Source organism: Marinomonas algae, assembly GCF_047525555.1.
GTDB lineage: Bacteria > Pseudomonadota > Gammaproteobacteria > Pseudomonadales > Marinomonadaceae > Marinomonas.
On record NZ_JBLIXK010000018.1, the window covers coordinates 1 to 19747 of the forward strand.

At 43.4% G+C, this 19747-nt stretch carries 19 protein-coding genes; 10 read left to right on the plus strand and 9 right to left on the minus strand.

The window, feature by feature from the left end; all coding sequences use genetic code 11:
- Positions 1-197: 197 nt before the first annotated feature.
- From msrQ to ACMUMQ_RS15720, 5 genes are all read right to left on the minus strand, one after another.
- Positions 198-767 carry a protein-methionine-sulfoxide reductase heme-binding subunit MsrQ gene (gene msrQ / locus ACMUMQ_RS15700; protein ID WP_414682853.1) on the minus strand — a complete coding sequence of 190 codons (570 nt, stop codon included), beginning with the start codon at positions 765-767 and terminating at the stop codon, positions 198-200.
- Positions 768-807: 40 nt separating this feature from the next.
- Positions 808-1800: a protein-methionine-sulfoxide reductase catalytic subunit MsrP gene (gene msrP, locus ACMUMQ_RS15705; protein WP_414682854.1), complete on the minus strand. Its 993-nt coding sequence runs from the start codon at positions 1798-1800 to the stop codon at positions 808-810.
- Between the two features lie 100 nt (positions 1801-1900).
- Positions 1901-2671: a CDP-diacylglycerol--serine O-phosphatidyltransferase gene (pssA, locus tag ACMUMQ_RS15710; protein ID WP_414682855.1), complete on the minus strand. Its 771-nt coding sequence runs from the start codon at positions 2669-2671 to the stop codon at positions 1901-1903.
- Between the two features lie 24 nt (positions 2672-2695).
- Positions 2696-3979, minus strand: a complete 1284-nt coding sequence (gene hemL / locus ACMUMQ_RS15715) for a glutamate-1-semialdehyde 2,1-aminomutase (RefSeq protein ID WP_414682856.1) — start codon at positions 3977-3979, stop codon at positions 2696-2698.
- A gap of 85 nt (positions 3980-4064) precedes the next feature.
- A complete protein-coding gene (locus tag ACMUMQ_RS15720) occupies positions 4065-5777 on the minus strand; it encodes a chloride channel protein (RefSeq protein WP_414682857.1) in 1713 nt (570 codons plus the stop codon).
- A 121-nt stretch (positions 5778-5898) separates the two neighbouring features.
- On the opposite strand from ACMUMQ_RS15720, the gene argC reads away from it, so the two are divergent.
- On the plus strand, positions 5899-6930 hold the full coding sequence (argC, locus tag ACMUMQ_RS15725) for an N-acetyl-gamma-glutamyl-phosphate reductase (RefSeq protein WP_414682858.1): 1032 nt from the start codon (positions 5899-5901) through the stop codon (positions 6928-6930).
- Positions 6931-7035: 105 nt separating this feature from the next.
- Here the strand turns inward: argC and ACMUMQ_RS15730 are convergent, their stop codons facing one another.
- On the minus strand, positions 7036-7464 hold the full coding sequence (locus ACMUMQ_RS15730; protein WP_414682859.1) for an Lrp/AsnC family transcriptional regulator: 429 nt from the start codon (positions 7462-7464) through the stop codon (positions 7036-7038).
- A 173-nt stretch (positions 7465-7637) separates the two neighbouring features.
- Between ACMUMQ_RS15730 and yjeH the strand changes: the two genes are divergently transcribed.
- From yjeH to sulP, 4 genes are all read left to right on the plus strand, one after another.
- Positions 7638-8915 carry an L-methionine/branched-chain amino acid transporter gene (gene yjeH, locus ACMUMQ_RS15735; protein ID WP_414682860.1) on the plus strand — a complete coding sequence of 426 codons (1278 nt, stop codon included), beginning with the start codon at positions 7638-7640 and terminating at the stop codon, positions 8913-8915.
- A gap of 84 nt (positions 8916-8999) precedes the next feature.
- The gene (gene luxS, locus ACMUMQ_RS15740) at positions 9000-9512 is read left to right on the plus strand and encodes an S-ribosylhomocysteine lyase (protein WP_414682871.1); all 513 of its coding nucleotides are present in this window, start codon (positions 9000-9002) and stop codon (positions 9510-9512) included.
- A 222-nt stretch (positions 9513-9734) separates the two neighbouring features.
- Entirely contained in the window at positions 9735-10613 is an 879-nt protein-coding gene (locus ACMUMQ_RS15745; RefSeq protein ID WP_414682861.1) for an MBL fold metallo-hydrolase, read from the plus strand.
- 47 nt (positions 10614-10660) lie between these two features.
- Positions 10661-12361, plus strand: a complete 1701-nt coding sequence (gene sulP / locus ACMUMQ_RS15750; protein ID WP_414682862.1) for a SulP family inorganic anion transporter — start codon at positions 10661-10663, stop codon at positions 12359-12361.
- Here the strand turns inward: sulP and ACMUMQ_RS15755 are convergent.
- Positions 12358-13284: a LysR family transcriptional regulator gene (locus ACMUMQ_RS15755; RefSeq protein WP_414682863.1), complete on the minus strand. Its 927-nt coding sequence runs from the start codon at positions 13282-13284 to the stop codon at positions 12358-12360. The genes sulP and ACMUMQ_RS15755 overlap by 4 nt on opposite strands.
- A 111-nt stretch (positions 13285-13395) precedes the next feature.
- Between ACMUMQ_RS15755 and ACMUMQ_RS15760 the strand changes: the two genes are divergently transcribed.
- From ACMUMQ_RS15760 to ACMUMQ_RS15775, 4 genes are all read left to right on the plus strand, one after another.
- Positions 13396-14532 (plus strand): MFS transporter, encoded by a 1137-nt coding sequence (locus ACMUMQ_RS15760; RefSeq protein WP_414682864.1) that lies wholly within the window; start codon positions 13396-13398, stop codon positions 14530-14532.
- Between the two features lie 125 nt (positions 14533-14657).
- On the plus strand, positions 14658-16079 hold the full coding sequence (locus tag ACMUMQ_RS15765; protein ID WP_414682865.1) for an aldehyde dehydrogenase family protein: 1422 nt from the start codon (positions 14658-14660) through the stop codon (positions 16077-16079).
- 174 nt (positions 16080-16253) lie between these two features.
- Positions 16254-16526, plus strand: a complete 273-nt coding sequence (locus tag ACMUMQ_RS15770) for a type II toxin-antitoxin system RelB/DinJ family antitoxin (protein WP_414682866.1) — start codon at positions 16254-16256, stop codon at positions 16524-16526.
- The gene (locus tag ACMUMQ_RS15775; RefSeq protein ID WP_414682867.1) at positions 16526-16798 is read left to right on the plus strand and encodes a type II toxin-antitoxin system RelE/ParE family toxin; all 273 of its coding nucleotides are present in this window, start codon (positions 16526-16528) and stop codon (positions 16796-16798) included. Before ACMUMQ_RS15770 ends, ACMUMQ_RS15775 begins: the two co-directional genes overlap by 1 nt.
- A gap of 4 nt (positions 16799-16802) precedes the next feature.
- Here ACMUMQ_RS15775 and ACMUMQ_RS15780 read toward each other — a convergent pair whose 3' ends face one another.
- A complete protein-coding gene (locus ACMUMQ_RS15780) occupies positions 16803-17129 on the minus strand; it encodes an antibiotic biosynthesis monooxygenase (protein ID WP_414682868.1) in 327 nt (108 codons plus the stop codon).
- 81 nt (positions 17130-17210) lie between these two features.
- Positions 17211-17714, minus strand: coding sequence for a hypothetical protein (locus ACMUMQ_RS15785; RefSeq protein WP_414682869.1), 504 nt, complete (start codon positions 17712-17714; stop codon positions 17211-17213).
- A 711-nt stretch (positions 17715-18425) separates the two neighbouring features.
- Here ACMUMQ_RS15785 and ACMUMQ_RS15790 point away from each other — a divergent pair.
- Complete coding sequence (locus tag ACMUMQ_RS15790; protein ID WP_414682870.1) at positions 18426-19649, plus strand: bifunctional alpha/beta hydrolase/OsmC family protein; 1224 nt, start codon at positions 18426-18428, stop codon at positions 19647-19649.
- Positions 19650-19747: the final 98 nt, after the last annotated feature.

The window sequence follows — 19747 nt, forward strand, 5'->3', positions numbered from 1 at the left end:
AACTTACTAACTAAAAGTTAGCAGCCAATCTTCTGAAGTCTCCAGCGAGCGCCCACACAAATTATCTGATTATCTATTTTAAAGAGCGTTGCCGTTACACTTAAGCCACTCAACCTCTTAAACCTAATTAAGATGCTAAGCCCTGTCCGTGTCAGCGAGGGCGTATATTAAGGATCTACAGATTTTGTGCAAGTGTTTTATGTGATTTTCTTGAAATATTTTTTATAACGCGGATTTTGATAGATACGAAGAAATAGTAAAGGAGCAATAAAGACGGTTACCCAAACAGCAAGCTCAATATCACTCTTCACTTGCAACCATAAATGAGCGACAACACAAACTGCAGCCAAATACACTAATTGATGAAGCTCCTTCCATTTCTTACCTAACCTTTTCATCATTTTCTTAGTGCTGGTGATCGCCAACAAAAAAAGAATAACAGTCGCTGCCACTCCGGCATAGATGTATGGTTTCTGCACAAGATCCGACAAAATCCATGAAACACTTAACCCTGCAAACAAAACTAGATAAACAAGCAAGTGAAACAATGAATAGAAAAAAGCCGCTACGCCCACAAAACGACGATACCGAGAAATAACGCGAAACGTCTTTATCTTAGCTATTGGCGTTAAAGACAAAACAACAACAATGAAGACGCTCGCCCAAATACCACTCAAATTCATCAGGGCTTTTCCAGGATCAGGAAAATAGCGCCCCAGAAAAAGTGAAACAACCATCCAACACAACGGCAAAAGAAACAGAAGCACTATATAAGGCTTCTCCTTCCTATCCCAGAACGACGCCATATTAATAGAACCTGCTTAGATCCATACCAGAATACAAAGAAGCAACTTCGTCTTCATAACCATTGAATATTTTGGTTTCGATAACATTTGGAAAGAGCACACCGCTAGGTAGACGCCTTTCTTGCTTTTGAGTCCAACGAGGGTGATCGACATTTGGATTCACATTAGCGTAAAAACCATATTCGCTCGGAGCCAACATACTCCAAGTTGTTTCTGGCATAGTTTCAACAAAACGTATCTTCACGATCGACTTAATACTTTTAAAGCCATATTTCCAAGGCAAAACTAGACGTACAGGCGCACCATTTTGATTAGGAAGGACACTGCCATACATTCCAACAGCTAATAGGGCTAACGGATTCATTGCCTCATCTATACGCAAGCCTTCGCGATAAGGCCAATCCAATCCATTACCGTTTTGACCTGGCATCTGCTTAGGATCGTACAAAGTCTCAAAATAAACATATTTCGCTTTGGACGTCGGCGCAAAACGCTTTAAAACATCCCCTAAAGAAACACCAACCCAAGGAATCACCATTGACCAAGCCTCAACACAACGAAGGCGATAGATCCGCTCTTCCAGCATCGACTCTTTTATAATGTCTTCGAGATTAAAAACGCCTGTTTTTTCAGCTTCGCCTTCTACCGTAATTGTCCAAGGCGAAGTTTGGAATTGGGTCGCTCTTTCTTTTGGATCGTTTTTACCGTAACCAAATTCGTAGAAATTATTGTAAGAGGTAGCAACATCGAACGGAGCTGCCTTTTCATCCGCACCGTAAGGTGTCTCAATGATATTTTTAAATGCGGGAGCCAAAGAAGAGGAAGGCACGAGAGGATTTCCACCTTGCAAGGCAGCTGAAACAGAACCAATCGTTCCAGCACCTAAAACAGCACCACCAGTCACCTTCATAAACTGGCGGCGATTCAAATAAACGGATTCATCTGTGACTTCTGATTCAGAACAATCAGACGCTTTTTTTACACGAATTAGCATAAGCAACCTCCCTCATAGTTGAACTATAGACAAAGGTTATCCCCGCTAGTTCAAAAAAGCTTCAACTAACAAGCAATCCATTCTGTTTTTGAACTAAGAGCTAACGCAATCCTTTGAATATGAGCCCTAAAGGTCCCCAAAGACCATACACGCAAAACACTGCCATCAAGACCAATGACGGCTCAAGCGCAATCAATACAAACACTAAAATAGCAATCAAGAACACAACAAAAGGCACTCGCCCTTTTGAGTTTAGGTCTTTAAAACTGCGATACTTAACGTTACTTACCATCAACAAACCAACAACAGGTACAAGTAAAGCCATCAGAATCGACAAGCTATCACCTGAAACGCCTTTTTCGCTGGCAGCCCAAATTACGCCAGCTAAAATAGCCGCCGCAGCAGGGCTTGGTAATCCAGTAAAATAACGTTTCTCCTCGACTGCTAACATGGTATTAAAGCGAGCCAAGCGAAGTGCCGCACCTACTGCATAAACAAAAGCCGCAATCCAGCCTATCTTACCAAGCGGTTCTAATGACCAAGTAAAGACAATTAATGCTGGCGCGATACCAAATGACACCATATCAGCGAGCGAATCGTATTCTGCGCCAAAAGCACTTTGCGTATGAGTTAAACGCGCTACTCGTCCGTCTAACCCATCGCACACCATAGAGATAAAAATCGCCACAGCAGCATTTGAAAAGTTACCATCCATCGCAGCAATGATTGCATAAAAACCGGAAAACAACGCCGCCGTTGTAAAAAGATTAGGGAGCAAATACACCCCTTTTCGCGGCTGCTTTTTCTCATCGCCAAGATCAATATCTTCAATATCATCCACTGGCGCTTTCTTTATATCGTCTATCGACATACAAACATCCTCACCTTGCTCACTTTATAGGAGCTTTGCAAAAGCGCGTTTAGCCGCTGCAATTGTAAAATCAATATCTTCATCTGTGTGCGCCTGAGAAATAAAGCCAGCTTCAAAAGCCGCAGGAGCAAGATATACTCCTTCTTCCAACATATAGTGGAAGAATGCTTTAAATCGAGCGAGGTCACAGTTCTGAACTTCAGCAAAACTACTCACAACATCTGCTTCAGAGAAGAAGAAGCCGAACATGCCACCTACACTAACAACACAAAATGGAACACCTGCTTCATCCGCCGCTGCTTTCAATCCAGACACAAGACGAGCTGCTTTAGCGCCTAATGTTTTATGAAAGTCAGGCTCACTGATTTTATTCAACACAGCCAAGCCAGCGACCATAGCAACAGGATTGCCCGATAAAGTACCCGCTTGATAAACAGGCCCTAACGGTGAAATACATTCCATGACTTCACGCTTGCCACCAAAAGCACCAACAGGCATTCCAGCGCCAATCACTTTACCAAGCGTTGTTAAATCTGGCACAACACCGAAATGTTCCTGTGCACCGCCAAGTGCAACTCGGAATCCAGTCATTACTTCATCAAAAATCAACACCGCACCAGATTCATCACACACTTCTCTAAGTGTTTGAAGGAAACCGTCAACAGGCAAAATACAGTTCATATTGCCCGCAACTGGCTCAACAATAATACAAGCGACTTGATCACCGATTTCAGCAAAACAACGCTTCACTTCATCAATATCGTTATATTGCAATGTGATTGTATGCTTAGCTAAATCAGCCGGAACACCAGGAGAGTTTGGCACACCCAAAGTCAGCGCACCGGATCCCGCTTTCACCAACAATGAATCAGAATGCCCGTGATAACAGCCTTCAAACTTCACGATTTTGTCGCGTCCGGTATAACCACGGGCAAGACGAATCGCACTCATGGTCGCTTCCGTACCAGAATTCACCATGCGAACCATATCCATAGAAGGCACGAGCTCGCACACTTTTTCTGCCATAGTGATTTCAACTTCTGTTGGCGCACCGAAGCTCAAGCCAAAATCAAGTTGCTGCCTTACCGCATCCAACACATCTGGATGAGAGTGACCTAAAATCATCGGCCCCCAAGATCCAACATAATCGATATAGCGTTTCTTATCTTCATCATAAACATAAGCGCCTTCTCCCTTTTGGAAAAACACAGGCGTTCCGCCCACACCATTAAAAGCTCGCACTGGGGAATTTACGCCGCCAGGAATACGGTGTTGTGCTCGTGCATATAAATCACTTGATCGACTCATAATTTCTTAAGTTCCATAAACTAGTAATGTATTTCGCTTTATAACAAAGCAAGTAAAGACTAAACGCAAACAATCGCTTTCTCGATCATTCACTTTTTAACAAAAATTGGTCAAGGCGCTGTCGAGTGACAAGACACAAAGAGTTATCCGATAAAGAAACCAACACTTCAGACAACCCAGTGGTTTGAAACCAATTCAAAATAATTTCCAATGAAGCAGGCTCGTCTATTTTCTGAATAGGCGAAGGTTCAACGGCTTTAGTTAAATCCATCAACACCTTTTCGCCATCAGTAACCAGCCAAGGCTGAGGACCAAAATCCAATGTTTGCAAAGCCTCTAACAGCGAATTTCGTCGAACAAAATACCATTTCCCAGACTGCTCGAATGCGGCGTAGTCTACCACACTTAACGCCAAATCTTTTACTCGTTCAAGAGGACGCTGAGCAGAAATCAATAACACATCTTCTGCCACAGGCTTAACCGTATGCTGTCGCAAATAACGCTGAAGCGGATTAATAGAAGAGACCATTCCGATGTAACTCAATCTCTCCGTGAATACAGACTCTTGATGAAAAAAGACTCGCGTCAGCAAACACGATAAAACTATTACAAATAATGCAGGCACAATCACTTCGGATGAATGCGTCATCTCCACAATCGCCACCAACGCCGTCAAAGGCGCTTGAAAGCTCGCCGCCATCATTGCAGCCATGCCCAGCAAAGCAAACAAAGCGATATAAATAAATTCACTTTCAAATATCTGAGCGACTTGCGCGCCAGCCAAACCACCAATAATAAAAGTTGGGCCAATCATGCCGCCAGGAACACCTAAACCAACCGTAAACGCCGTCAATAATGTTTTAACGATGACTAACAAAAGCAAGGAATAAACAACCAGCTCACCGGTGAGCACATTTGATAAAGAGGCATAACCACTTCCCAACGTTTGAGGAAAGTAGATCGCAACTAACGCCGTAAGTGCCGCCACTACTGAGAAGCGAATCCAAACGGAAAGACCACTAAAGCGCCAAAGCACCTTTTGCGTATGCAGAAAAAGTGCAGACAAAAGCACAATAAAAACGACCAACACAAAACAAGCAAGAAACATATCCAACGACAGAACCACGGAAGTAATACTGTCGATGCTGAAAATATGCAAAGGGCCAATTAAGAAATGACTAACGAGCGTCGCAATGACCGAAGATAAAAGAACAGGCAGCACATAACGCTGCCGATACTCTAAAAAAATCACTTCAAAAGCGAACAAAACACCCGCCAAAGGTGTTTGAAAAATCGCCGAAATAGCGCCAGCCACACCGCATGCCAGCAATGTTTCAACACCGTATTGAGGCAACTTAGCTTTTCCAGCCAGATAGCCACCCAGAGTAGCGCCTAAGTGAACAGCTGGACCTTCTTTACCAATGGAAAGCCCACCAATCAACCCCACTGCAGCGGTAAAGAACTGCACAACGCCATTCCAGATAGGCAAATTACCATTGTAATAATTTAACCTTTCCACCACATAAGGCACTCCGACCTTATGTAGTTTTTTGGGTAAGCCAGTAAAAACTAACGCAAGAAGGAAACAAGCGGAAACCGATAAACCAACACGCCACTCAACAGATAAGGTTTCAAAAGCATCAACATCCGCACCAATAAAATAACGTGCGGGCAAATAAATCACAGCATAAAACAACGCCATTAACAGGCCGCTGAGCAAACCACACAACGCGCCTAAAGCGGCTAATATGGATAAGTCGTCATAAGCTCTCGCCTTACGCGACCACTTTTCCCTCAAATTTAACCCTTTCAGATTCCCACCTCTCTTTAAACGGGAGCGAATTTCGTGCACTATTCAAGCAGTTATATAACAAATTCGCAATTGCCTCTATCAAGGCATCATTTATTAGGAAGAAACAGTGTATAAAATAGGCATCGTAGGTGGAACGGGTTATACCGGAGCCGAATTATTAAGACTTTTAGCCAACCATCCAGAAGTGGAAGTTGCTGCGATTACATCACGTAGCGAAGAAGGCAAACTCATTTCCGATATATATCCTAGCTTACGCGGTCACTATGACCTTCGCTTTTCAAACCCAGACATTGAAGAACTCGCCAAATGCGATCTCGTTTTCTATGCAACACCACATGGCGTCGCCATGGATCAAGTACCAGAGCTAATCGACCGTGGAATCAAGGTTGTGGATTTGGGTGCCGATTTCCGTATTAAAGACACAGTGGAGTGGGCAAAATGGTACGGAATGGATCACCGCACACCAGATTATGTAGCCAAAGCCGTATACGGTTTACCAGAAATGAACCGTGAAGCCATTAAGGGGGCTCAACTTGTTGCAAACCCTGGTTGTTATCCAACGGCAACACAACTTGGGCTTATTCCACTATTGGAAGCTGGCATCATAGATCCATCTGATTTAATCGCCGATGCAAAATCGGGTGTCAGTGGCGCAGGTCGAGGCGCAAACGTTGGCTCACTATTGTGTGAAGCCAGTGAAAGCTTCAAAGCTTATGGCGTAGCAGGACACCGTCACCTTCCCGAGATCAAACAAGGTTTACAAGCGGTAAGTGACTCACCAGTTGGGCTGACGTTTGTACCGCACTTAGTGCCTATGATTCGTGGTATACACTCCACTATGTACGCCACATTGACCGACACCTCGGTTGATCTACAAGCTTTATTTGAAGAGCGCTACAAAGATGAATTCTTTGTCGATGTTATGCCAGCAGGTAGCACACCGGAAACCCGCAGCACAAAAGGCGCAAACTTCTGCCGCATCGCTGTTTATCGCCCACAAAACAGCAACAAGGTCGTTGTCTTGTCTGTGATTGATAATCTGGTAAAAGGCGCATCAGGCCAAGCCATTCAAAACATGAACATCATGTTGGGATTACCAGAAAACCTAGGCTTAACCGCCTTAGGCATGATGCCTTAATATTCTTTTATAGATGACATTAAAACGGGCTTCTTAGTTTCAATTTAAGAGCCCGTTTTTTTTATCTCTTCTTCACCGCCACAGACGTACTTTCATAGATCTCGACTACCATCGATCAATCCGTTTCGACAAGCACATGTGCGTGACAATTTTATCAAGATTAGGCCAGTTATCCATTTCACTGCGAATATCATTTAACCGCGACATGGAAGACGCTTGAACCAACAACAAGAGATCCAAATCACCACTGATAGAATGGGACAATTTAACCTCAGGTATGGCTTCGACCAAAGGCTGCACCAAATCACAAGACAAGGGACGAAAGGTTAACGCCAAATACGCGGTCACGCCTTCTTCTTTTGAAACCGCTGTATGGGCATGATAGCCAGTAATGGTGCCATTATCTTCCATGCGTTTAATGCGCTCGGTCACCGCTGAACGAGATAAATTCACCTGACGACTAATATCCGATACAGACAATCTGGCATCATTCACCAACAAACCCAATATCTTTTGATCGTACTGATCAGCCACTTTATTTCCTCTTAACTTCAAACTCCGTCACTTTGACGGCCATTCAGACAAAATGCCGTCAAATGGCGGCAACTTGCTTAGGGCTTTTTAATGCACTGCATTTTATCCTTAGCCGTATCAAAAAACAGCTATTAACTCACACCAATTTCGCCCTATTCACTAAGAAGGTAATCATGTCTCAATACCAAAGAACCCTCGGTCCAATCCAAGGTATCGCCATGACAGTCACCACTTTTATCGGTACTGGCTTGATGATTTTACCGGCCATGTCTGTGGCAGAAGCAGGCTCTTTTGCTTTTTACGCTTGGTTAATTACCGCCGTGATGGTGGTTCCGATTGCTTTTATTTTTGCCCTACTCGGTTCAAAGTACCCTTCTGCTGGCGGCGCCTCTCATTACATTGGTCGCGCCTTTGGGTCCCTATATGAAAAAGCAGTAGGTTGGCTGTTTCTAAGCATCTTATTAGTCGGGCCTGCTGTTGCGATTAAAGTTGCTGCGGCCTATTTAACCATTGTGTTTAAAACATCCGACGAATGGATCTTAGCCTTCAGCCTATTGACCCTTGCAGGCATGCTGATGTTTGCCATTGTTGGTATGCAAACATCAGCGCGCTTTCAAACAGGTGTTGTCATCAGCATGATCATCACCATTTTATGGTTGTGCTTTATCGGTGATATCCAATCCAGTTTACAAGTGATTGAAACACCTGAAAATCCAAGCCAATGGCAACAAACACTGTACGCAACTGGCGTGATTTTTTGGTGTTTTCTTGGCATAGAAGTCATGGCTCACATGGGCGCTGAATTTAAAAACCCAGCACGAGATTTCCCCATCGCGCTATTAGGCGGTATGACTTTGGTCATTTTAGCTTACCTAAGCTTGGTTCTTCTTATTGCGTGGCATCACACCTATGGAGACGAAGTTACCAACAGCCAATCATTGGCCCTTCTCGTCAGTAAACTGATGGGAGAAACCAGCAGTCGAGTGTTTGCCATTGGCGCTTATATTATTGCCTTTGCCAATGTTGGGATTTACATTCTAGGTTTCTCACGCATGGTGCAATCCATGGCTCAACAAGGCGCATTGCCGACACTTTTTTCTCGTCTTAACAAAAATGGCGCACCAGAAAAAGCCGTTTTATTAGTTGGATTGATTACGCTGTTTTCCATTCTTTTTTCGGAGTTATCTGGCTGGAAAATGACATGGTTCATCGAAATGACAAACGGAAGCTTTTTACTCATCTACACGCTCACCTGCATAGCGGCAATAAAATTGGTAAACCGCATGACACAAATATTAGCTGTAATTGCCTTAATCAGTTGTGGCGGCATGGTATTTTTCATCGGCCAAAGCATGCTCTTTGCCAGCCTGATGTTTTGCCTAGCCTTGTGTTATGAATTCATAAAAGGACAAAAAACCTCCGTCAAAGATTCAAAACTTCCTGTACAATAACCAACATTGTTTATCATTCAAGATAAGAATTTAATGACAGCAACACATGCCATGTTGCCCATCATGCACAAACAGGAGAACTTTATGCCATTACTAGACAGCTTTCGCGTAGACCACACGCGTATGGACGCACCAGCCGTTCGTGTTGCTAAATCCATGTCAACGCCAAAGGGCGACGACATCACAGTATTTGATTTGCGTTTTTGCGTACCAAATGAAGAAATTCTTTCTGAAACAGGTATCCACACTTTGGAACACTTGTTTGCAGGTTTCATGCGCAACCACCTAAACAGCGACAGCGTAGAAATCATCGATATCTCTCCAATGGGTTGCCGTACAGGCTTTTACATGAGCTTAGTCGGAACACCAAACGAAGAGACAGTAGCGGCTTCTTGGAAAGCAGCAATGGAAGATGTTTTAAAAGTAAAAGCAAAAGAAGACATTCCAGAGCTTAACGAATACCAATGCGGAACATACGAAATGCACTCCCTAGAAGAAGCGAAGAAAATCGCACAAATGATTCTAGACCGTGACGTAAAAGTAAACAGCAACGAAGAGCTGTACTTAAGCGAAGAATTCTTGAAAGAACATAGCTAAGAGAGCACAGCTTAAAGCTCTAAAGCGAATCCTAAAAAGGTGGTCTATATGACCACCTTTTTTATTTTATTCAGGCTCAAATCACACCACTGCGAAAGAAAACCACCAGCAACGCCTCTTCTCAATAATCAATCTGCCCTAACAATTTTCATTGCTGAAGTTTAAAAAATACACTATATTAGAAAAATCTAATATTTATTCTCTAATCAAAAGGAGAAAACCATGATTGATAACGCAAGCAAACCCAATGTCACCGCCTTCTTCGAAGAAGACTCCAGTACTTTTTCCTACGTGGTACAAGACCCTAAATCCAACCGTTGCGCCATTATCGACAGCGTACTGAACTTTGATTATGCCTCAGGCGGGACATCAAACAGCAGCGCAGACGACATCATCAACTTCGTGACGGAACACAAATTGAAAGTAGAGTGGATTATTGAAACTCATGTTCACGCAGACCATATTTCAGCGGCACCTTACTTAAAGTCAAAACTCGGTGGAAAAATAGGCATTGGCGAACAAATCACAATCGTCCAAGAAACATTTGGTAAGGTGTTTAACGAAGGCACAGAATTTGAGCTAGACGGCTCTCAGTTCGATCATCTCTTTCACGATGGCGAGCAATATAAAATAGGCGAACTAGAGTGTTCTGCTATCCATACCCCGGGACATACGCCAGCCTGCTTTACTCATATTTTGGGCGATGCTGTCTTTGTTGGCGACACCTTATTTATGCCAGACGGGGGAACAGCAAGAGCCGATTTCCCAGGCGGCGACGCTGGCGTTTTATACGATTCCATTCAAAAAATATTGGCGCTGCCTGAAGGCTATCGCGTGTTTATGTGTCACGACTACTGCCCTAATGGTCGAGAATTGAAATTCGAAACCACCATTAAGTCTCAGAAAAACGACAACATTCACGTAAAAACAGATATTGAAAAAGCCACCTTTGTTGAACTTCGTGAAAGCCGCGATAAAACCTTGTCTATGCCTCGTCTCATTTTGCCTTCATTGCAAATCAATATGCGAGCAGGAAACATGCCGGAGAAAGAAGAAAACGGCTTGGTGTATCTCAAAGTTCCAATCAACGCGTTTCAATAAAAGCCTCTGACGTAAAGTTGAAACGCGTACAGAACGGAGAACCGAGAATGTTTCTAAGTTTGTTTCCAATGGCATCTTGGCTAAAGAGCTATAACCGAATTCAGTTCGGCCAAGATGCAACAGCGGCATTAATCGTCACCATGCTATTGATTCCGCAATCTTTAGCTTATGCACTGGTCGCAGGTGTACCGCCTGAAGTTGGCTTGTATTCCAGCATCTTACCTTTGATTGTTTACGCTATTTTTGGAACAAGCTCGTCATTGTCTGTTGGGCCTGTGGCGGTTGCCTCATTAATGACCGCCTCATCTTTGGCCAACATTGCTGAACAAGGCAGCGCAAGCTATTTAACAGGCGCCATTACTCTCGCCCTTTTATCTGGCCTGCTATTAATTGCAATGGGGTTCATGAAGCTAGGCAAGATAACCAACTTCCTATCTCATCCAGTGATTTCGGGCTTTATCTCCGCTTCTGGGATAATCATTGCCGTTAGTCAGTTAAAACACATTTTCGGCATCAAGGCTCACGGGGATAATCTTGCCACTCAAATCATCAGCATGTCGGAGAATATTTTAGACCTTCACATGCCAACTTTGATAATGGGATTATCCGTTCTTGCCTTTTTATTGTTAGCAAAACGCTACGCTAAAGCCTTTTTCTTGCTGCTAACCTTTCCGGAAAAATACGCCGCACCTTTAGCCAAAACAGCGCCTATTATCGGTGTTTTCGCCAGCATTCTCGTTGTGTACTTTTTCGATCTAGGATCTCACGGTGTGGCTATCACGGGTGCTATTCCAGCGGGCTTGCCTCATTTCAGTCTATCGATACCTTCTTTGAGCTTGATTCAAGAACTCATGCTACCAGCACTGATGATTTCTATCATAGGTTATGTGGAATCCATTTCTGTGGGAAAAACACTCGGCGCAAAACGCGGTGAAAAAGTAAAACCAAATCAAGAATTGATTGGCTTAGGGGCTGCAAACTTGGCGTCTGGCGTTTCTGGAGGATTCCCCGTAACAGGAGGATTTTCACGCTCTGTTGTGAACTTTGACGCAGGCGCCGTGACCCAAATGGCTGGCGTCATGACGGCGTTCGGAATATTAATTGCGTCTCTCTTTCTAACACCTGTGCTTTTCTTTCTGCCAAAAGCCACCTTGGCAGCCACCATTATTGTGGCTGTTTCTGGATTGATTGATTTCTCTATTCTGAAAAAGACATGGTGTTTTTCGCGCAATGATTTTTACGCCGCGTTTTCCACGATCGCCATCACTTTGTTGCTTGGTGTAGAAATTGGCGTTGCGTCAGGCGTGATCTTATCGATTATGTTGCATCTGTCTCAGTCCTCTGAGCCGCACATTGCCGAAGTGGGATTAATCGAAGGCACTGAACATTTTAGAAACATACAAAGACATGACGTAAAAACCCTACTGCATTTATTAAGCCTGCGATTGGATGAAAGTATGTTCTTTGCCAACTCTGCCTTTCTCGAAGAAACCATATTAAACATGATTCAGAACAGAGCGGAAATCGAGCACATTATTATTCAATGTAACTCGATCAGTGAAATTGATTTTAGCGCACTTGAAATGCTGGAATCTCTCAACAGGCAGCTTTTGGATAAAGGCATCAAGCTGTCATTATCTGAGGTAAAAGGCCCAGTGATGGATCAATTAAAAGCGAGTGATTTTATGACGCACTTGTCTGGGAAAGTTTACCTCTCCCATTATCAAGCTTTTGAAGCCTTATCTTAAGCGTCAAATGATAGAACTTTCATTTGCTCTTGGATCATATCAGCCGAGGTTTTTGCCAATTCCACAAAAGCCTTGGCCGTTGGCGTTAGACCTTTTTCTTGATAATGAATTTGCGTCAATATTTCAGTCTCGTCCTTTTCTATGCGAATAAAGCGACACCCTTTCGTATAGAGTTTGGCAACACAATAAGGCGCAATCGCCACGCCCAAACCAGACGCAACCATAGTCAATAACGTCTGCATATGCTTTGGCTGAGCCGATAAATTTGGTGAAAAACCGTTTGCCTGACACAAATGGATAATGGTATCGAACAAGCCCACCGCTTCTTCCCGATGAAACAAAATGATATTTTCTTCCTGTAAATCATTGAGCTTAATATTGTCATTGTCTGCCATCACATGCTCTTCTGGGACGATAACACACAGATGATCTCGGTATAAAAGCGCGCTGTTTAACCCAGCAATCCCATCAGTTGGCAATGGGCGAGACACGCCCACATCAATCTCATCATTCTTAAAGGCAGTCAGTTGTTCTGCCGCTGTCATTTCATACAGACTAATGTCTACATGAGGAAATGCCGTATGAAAGCGCTTCACCAAATAAGGAATCAAGGTCAAACAAGCCGACGGCAAATACCCAACTCGTAAATGCCCTAACTCACCTTTTGCGGCTTTTTGAGTTCGGCTCTTCGCCTCATCAAATTGCTTTAATAGCGCTTTAGCATCACTCAATAGTTGCAAGCCAGCCGCGGTGATTTGCACCTCACGGGTATTGCGAATAAACAAACTCGTGCCTAACTCTTCTTCAAGGCCTGCAATATGTCGACTAATGGCAGGCTGAACCGTATGCAATTCTCGTGCTGCAGCGGAGAAGCTTCTTAATGTGGCCACTGCTACAAAGCTTTTTAACGATTTAACGTCCATAACTCATACCAAAAATGTATAGATTCTATCAAATTAAATCATTTTTAATATAAAAGCCAGCCACTTAAAATAGCCCCAACTTACCCAAAGACCAGATTATTAGGAGTCATCATGAGTTACCTTTCCAGATTAGGAAGCCTCACTTTGCTGTGCATTTCCAGCCTGACCATTATGGTTGGCTCTATCGTTGCACCTGCGTTACCCAGCATTGCTCAAAATCTCGGCATGGAAGATTACGCCAGCTTACTCATCACGCTGCCGTCTTTAGGCGTCGTGCTTTTCGCTCCCTTCGCAGGACGACTGATCGACAAATATGGGGCTTATTACTGCACCGCCATCGCGTTATTTTTATATGGCGCATTGGGTCTTTCAGGACAATGGTTGTACGGCCCAGAAAGCGTATTCGTCAATCGTATTTTATTGGGTGCCGTCACCGCCTTAACTATGGCGGGCAGTACGACTTTAATTTCCCAATTCTATTTTGGTCATAAGCGCCTCGCCATGATGGCAAAACAAGGCATGGCAATAGAGCTCGGTGGCGTGGTGTTTTTGTTCATCGGTGGTTTACTCGCCCTTAACAGCTGGAACCAGCCTTTCTTGTTGTATGCTATGGCGTGGATTTTCTTAGGCATGATGCTGTTATTAGTGCCGAATACATACCCTGCTGATCCAGACACAGATGCCCACGAATCAAGCAACAGCAAACAAGCGTCTTTAAAGCCAATTTTCATTACTTCCTGTATCGCGATGACCTTCTTCTTTTCTGGCTTTGTGGTACTGCCAATTACCATGGAACATTCAGGATACACAGAAGACAAAATCGGCTTATTCCTAGCCTTTGTATCCTTGATGGCCGTCATCACAGCGCACTTTTTGCCGAAAATATACACACGCTTTAAAGACAAGGGGTCACTGAGTTTTGCTTTTTGTTTTTACGCCCTATCTCACGCGGCCTATTACTTTGGCGAAAACCCTTACATACTTATTCTTGGCGGCATTTTTTCAGGCGTAGGATTTGGCTTATCTATTCCCTTACTGAACCATATTACTGTCGAAAGAAGTCTCCCAAGCCAAAGAGGAAAAAACCTATCCTATTTCGCCATGGCCGTATTTCTAGGGCAATTTCTCACCTCCTTTATGGAATTTATTCCGGGAAGCGCTCAAGCTGTGTTCGCCTTTGTTTCTGTGGCGGCTGGAATCTACTTTCTCTATATCGTGACGCTCTTTAAAGGGAAATCGAACGCTTAGCGTAAAATACATTATTTGGTTAATTTTATTTACCGATCAAGGAGAAAAAAATCAATTGTCCAATCACTCATCGCGTATTAGTCTGAGTCAATCAATACATCTATTTCGTTAAGGAATTTATCGTTATGAAACAGATAACTCACGCCTATATCAATGGTGATTGGACACTGACAAAGGGCCAAGAGCGCTTTTCAGTGATCAACCCAGCGACAGAAGAATGCGCCGCCGAAGTCACAATGGCGACTGCTGAAGACGTTAATCTCGCTGTCGATGCGGCCAAAAAAGCCTTCCCAATCTGGTCAAATACACCGGTTGCGGAACGAGCAAAATACCTCAATGCAATTGCCGACGAAATGCAAGCTCGCTACGACGACCTAGTTCAAGCACACGTTATCAGCATGGGTTGCCCTGTTAGCATCGCAGGTGCTTTCCATGTGGACTGCGCCATTGACGCCATGCGTTATTATGGCGAACTGGCCATTGCCAGCATGGACAAGGTAGAAGAAAGAGACAACATTTTACTTACCAAACAACCGATTGGTGTTTGTGCTCTAATCAACCCTTGGAACTACCCACTTCATCAGCTTGTCGGGAAACTCGCTCCCGCCTTAGCTTCTGGCTGTACCGTGATTGAAAAACCCGCTGAACAAACACCATTAGCGGATTACATCATGGCGGAAATCATTCACAAAGTTGGCTTACCAGCGGGCGTGTTCAACCTAGTTTTCGGACAAGGTTATGAGATTGGCCCAATCATGGCCGAACACCCGAAAGTGAACATGATCTCCTTCACAGGCTCCACCCGCGCCGGAATCGAAGTGGCGAAAAACGCCGCGTCCACCGTAAAACGTGTGTGCCAAGAGCTAGGTGGAAAATCCGCTTACATCATCACAGAAGACGCTGACATAGACGCCGCCGTTCGTTACGGTATCGAAGATGTCATGGGCAACACAGGCCAAACCTGCAACGCACTTACTCGTATGCTGGTACCAAAAAGCCGCTATGAAGACGTCATCAAGGTAGCCAAAGCCGTTGCTCAAGAACAAGTCGTTGGCGACCCAACCCGTGAAGACGTGACCATGGGGCCATTGGCGTCAGAACAACAGTATAAAAAAGTAAAAGAATATATTGAGATCGGGCAACAAGAAGGCGCAGAACTGCTCATCGGTGATGGGGAAAAACCAGAATCTGTCGATAAAGGGTTTTACGTCAAACCCACTGTTTTCACCAAAGTAACCCGTGACATGCGCATCGCCCAAGAAGAGATCTTCGGCCCTGTTCTATGCATCATGGAATACGACGACATTGAACAAGCCATCGACATCGCCAACGACAGCGAATACGGCCTTTCTTCTGGTGTTTACGCCAAAGACAAAGCCGCAGCGCTTCCAATCGCCGCACGTTTAGAAGCGGGCCAATGCTACATCCAAGGCAGCTACTTCAGCATGTACGCACCGTTCGGTGGTGTGAAACAATCCGGCAACGGCCGCGAATGGGGCGAAGAAGCACTGCACGAGTACATAGAAACCAAAGCGATTATTTGTTAAATCCATCACTGGATTTAATTTATAAAAGTTTAGCTTATTAAAAAGGCCATCTTAGGAAATTAAGATGGCCTTTTTGTTTGACTAGTCTTTGCTATTGAGTAGATTGCTTTGCCATATAGCAATAGCTATACTTTGTACAACATTGTATGACATATACTGCATTTAGGTGAAAAAATGAAATCTGAAATGTTAAGCACTCGTATAGACCACAACACCAAATTGGCGTTCACTCACGTTTGTGAAGACATAGGACTAAGCCCTTCTCAGGCACTCAAACTGTTTGCTAAAGCTGTGATTAATCATGGGGGAATACCTTTTGAGCTCAAAGCCCAAACACCAAACAGCTTAACAGCCAATGCAATAGAAGAGCTAGAATCAAACAAGGGCAACAAAGCTCAAAATCTTAATCAGTTATTTAATGATTTAGAAATTGGTGCAACAGAATAATGCTGAGTCTCGAATACTCGACACAATTTAAAAAAGATTTTAAAAAGATCGCTAAATTGTCTATTCCAGATGTAGTGGAAGTTGGCCATGTTATTAAACAACTGCAACTCGAAAATGAATTACCTGAGAAATATGTAGACCACGCTCTACACGGAGGTTGGCAAGGCTACCGAGATTGCCATGTAAAACCCGACTTAGTACTCATTTATAAAGCAGAAAGCGAGGTCTTGAAATTAGCAAGAATCGGCAGCCACAGTGAATTGTTTCGCTAAGGTTTTAATTGACGCAATCGCTAGCAGTTAACGTCTCAATGACTTCATACACCTTTACTTCAGTACCAGGGATAATTCGATATTTGTGATCCTCTGGGTAAAGCACAGCCTTATAAAGATTGTCTCCAGCGTATTCCTTCATCAATTCAAACTCTTGCCAGAAAGAGACAAAAGTTATTTCTATCTCATCTCCGACTTCTCTTTTTAACACTTGATATCCAGTACAGCCTTCTATGCTCTGAGTATCTTTAATCCCCGTTTCTGCTAGGTATTCAACAAACCCATCGGCAGTTTCTTTGGGGCAACGACATTTCCATTCTCTGTGATACATATGTTTCTCTGGGGGAAACGCCTTCCAGCAAAGGCAAGCGAAACAAGTCCAGCCAGCTTGCTGGCGTATTGGCTGGTTTTGTTATACGTTTGGGTACGCAATGATCCAACAGTCATCACAACCTCTACTTTTGTATATCTCGACGATATTATCTACCAACTCTAATGCTATAAAGGTAAGGTCGGTAATGATTGGTCGTCTTCTGCTGCACTCTTCATATCTGTAACGGTCTGCGACAAATGTATCCCCATAGCGTTGAAGTATATTTAGAGCACGAGGCGATAGAATTTTTTCCTTTAATCCTTCAGGAATGGAGCATGCCAACTTGTAGATGTCATGAGCATCTCGAAATGACGTAACAAACTCAGCTTTATTCTTATCAAACTTACTGTTTTGATAAACCTTACCAGAATTTTTGGTTGCGGTTGAAAGTAAGGCTTTAAGTGCAATTTCGATACTTAACGCAGCATTGATTTGAGAAACTCCCTCGAGATTTCTTTCATTAAGCAACACTCTGGATGCAACAGCATATTTGTATGCACTTTCTACCATCCAAGGAGAAAATTCTAAAGCAACTTCACTCATGATTCACACACCTAATATTGTGTAACCCCATATTCTGGAGTTAATAATGTTTGGCTATAATTTGCGACGCAGGAGCAAAACCAAACAGCATATGCCCTGTTGAATTACTTGTTATATGCGTATTTAAGCTTATAAATGAATGCAGCACCATTTAAAAAACTCTCTAAATATCTCTACAACTAACTGAATTTTCAGTGTTTTATAAAGCTATTCACAAAATTCAAAAATTGGCAAAACGAGCATGAGCGTTATTCCATATTTTTATTAGGAAAGCCCTGCGCGTTATCTCAGCACGGTGATTTCTTAATCATTGATGTTATGACGATTTTTTTATTTCCTGCCAGTGTAAACGCGCAAAATCGAGTTATTTAAAATGTATAAACGAGCAGGATATAGGAGAATTAAAAAATAGTTAGTTGATTAACGATCAGGGTCAAAGCCTTTTTCAATTGGTTCTTTATTCATTAGAAGTTTTGCAGATAGAAAAAGGGTTCGACCCTTTAGATGTTGATTTAGTCGTGAGTGACGAACTAAAGTTCGACCTACGTGTAGTTGCTTTAAGTTTGACGTGCGTTAATTAACCTTCCTTGTAGATGTCTATTTTCTTGCTCAGTTTCTTAAGTTGTCTTTCTGTTTTTCAGCCATACTGGGAATAACTTTGAGCACGACTGTGTGCTCTCTATTTATTTTTTTGGTTGAAGGAATGTCTTAATGCGTCAGAAAGTAGAATTTACCAGTGGTGATCACAGGCTCAGTGGCTTATTAGAAACACCTGAATCCGATATCAAGTTTTACGCCCTCTTCGCTCATTGCTTTACTTGCAGCAAAGATGTGGCGGCGGCTTCTCGGATCAGTCGTGCGTTAATGGAGAAAGGCATTGCGGTATTACGTTTTGACTTTACAGGGTTAGGCAACAGTGACGGCGACTTTTCTAACACTAACTTTTCGTCGAATGTTCAAGACCTTGTTGCGGCAGCCGATTTTCTACGTGATGAATACGCCGCACCCAAACTGTTAATTGGTCACAGCCTTGGTGGCGCTGCGGTATTAGGCGTAGCGCAAAAAGTGCCAGAATCCATGGCGCTGGTCACCATTGGTTCGCCGTCAGACGCGGCTCATGTCGCCCATAATTTTTCCGCTCACCTTGACGATATAGAAGCCCATGGCGAGGCAGAAGTGAGCCTTGCTGGTCGTCATTTTAAGATTCAAAAGCAGTTTTTAGATGACATTAATAGCTACGGCAATCAGCATATCAGTAAGTTGAAAAAAGCCTTGTTGGTCATGCATTCCCCTATCGACAGCATAGTGAACATCACCGAAGCGGAGAAAATATACCAAGCCGCTTTGCATCCAAAGAGCTTTGTCAGTTTAGATAATGCAGACCATTTGCTCAGTGACAAAAAGGATTCAGAATACGCCGCTGATGTGATCGCCGCTTGGGCAAGTCGATACGTTCCAAGCGAAGAAACGGCTTACCAGAGCAAGGTGACAAAAGGTCATGTACTGGTGGAAGAAAAAGATCACAAGCTCGCTCAACATGTGAGTACGTCAAGCCATTATTGGATAGCGGATGAGCCAGTCAAAGTGGGTGGCAAAAATTCCGGACCAGATCCTTATGATCATGTTTTAGCTGGCTTGGGAGCTTGTACTGCGATGACACTCAGAATGTACGCAGAACGCAAAAAACTACCTGTCGAGCACATAAAGGTAGAGCTAACTCATACTCGAAACTACAAGGAAGATTGTGATAATTGCGAAGAACAAAACGGCATTGAAGCCATTGTGAGAAACATCAGTTTTACAGGTAATTTAGACGAACAACAAGCGGCTCGTTTTTTAGAAATCGCCGATAAATGCCCGGTTCATAAAACACTCCACAGTCAGGTTGCCGTGATCAGCAAACTTGTTGCCTTGACTAGTCCTGATATAGGTTGACACTTATTCAGGTTCTAAAACGCTCGATGAACCTCATCGGGCGTTTTGTATTTTAAGGCCATATGTGGCCGACTCTTATTATAACTTTCTACCGACTC

Excerpts from the sequence above, each read along its gene's own strand:
- msrP (WP_414682854.1), bottom strand. The coding sequence starts at position 1,800 with ATGCTAATTCGTGTAAAAAAAGCGTCTGATTGTTCTGAATCAGAAGTC.
- pssA (WP_414682855.1), bottom strand. The coding sequence starts at position 2,671 with ATGTCGATAGACGATATAAAGAAAGCGCCAGTGGATGATATTGAAGAT.
- hemL (WP_414682856.1), bottom strand. The coding sequence starts at position 3,979 with ATGAGTCGATCAAGTGATTTATATGCACGAGCACAACACCGTATTCCT.
- yjeH (WP_414682860.1), top strand. The coding sequence starts at position 7,638 with ATGTCTCAATACCAAAGAACCCTCGGTCCAATCCAAGGTATCGCCATG.
- luxS (WP_414682871.1), top strand. The coding sequence starts at position 9,000 with ATGCCATTACTAGACAGCTTTCGCGTAGACCACACGCGTATGGACGCA.
- ACMUMQ_RS15745 (WP_414682861.1), top strand. The coding sequence starts at position 9,735 with ATGATTGATAACGCAAGCAAACCCAATGTCACCGCCTTCTTCGAAGAA.
- sulP (WP_414682862.1), top strand. The coding sequence starts at position 10,661 with ATGTTTCTAAGTTTGTTTCCAATGGCATCTTGGCTAAAGAGCTATAAC.
- ACMUMQ_RS15755 (WP_414682863.1), bottom strand. The coding sequence starts at position 13,284 with ATGGACGTTAAATCGTTAAAAAGCTTTGTAGCAGTGGCCACATTAAGA.
- ACMUMQ_RS15760 (WP_414682864.1), top strand. The coding sequence starts at position 13,396 with ATGAGTTACCTTTCCAGATTAGGAAGCCTCACTTTGCTGTGCATTTCC.
- ACMUMQ_RS15765 (WP_414682865.1), top strand. The coding sequence starts at position 14,658 with ATGAAACAGATAACTCACGCCTATATCAATGGTGATTGGACACTGACA.
- ACMUMQ_RS15770 (WP_414682866.1), top strand. The coding sequence starts at position 16,254 with ATGAAATCTGAAATGTTAAGCACTCGTATAGACCACAACACCAAATTG.
- ACMUMQ_RS15775 (WP_414682867.1), top strand. The coding sequence starts at position 16,526 with ATGCTGAGTCTCGAATACTCGACACAATTTAAAAAAGATTTTAAAAAG.
- ACMUMQ_RS15780 (WP_414682868.1), bottom strand. The coding sequence starts at position 17,129 with ATGTATCACAGAGAATGGAAATGTCGTTGCCCCAAAGAAACTGCCGAT.
- ACMUMQ_RS15785 (WP_414682869.1), bottom strand. The coding sequence starts at position 17,714 with ATGAGTGAAGTTGCTTTAGAATTTTCTCCTTGGATGGTAGAAAGTGCA.
- ACMUMQ_RS15790 (WP_414682870.1), top strand. The coding sequence starts at position 18,426 with ATGCGTCAGAAAGTAGAATTTACCAGTGGTGATCACAGGCTCAGTGGC.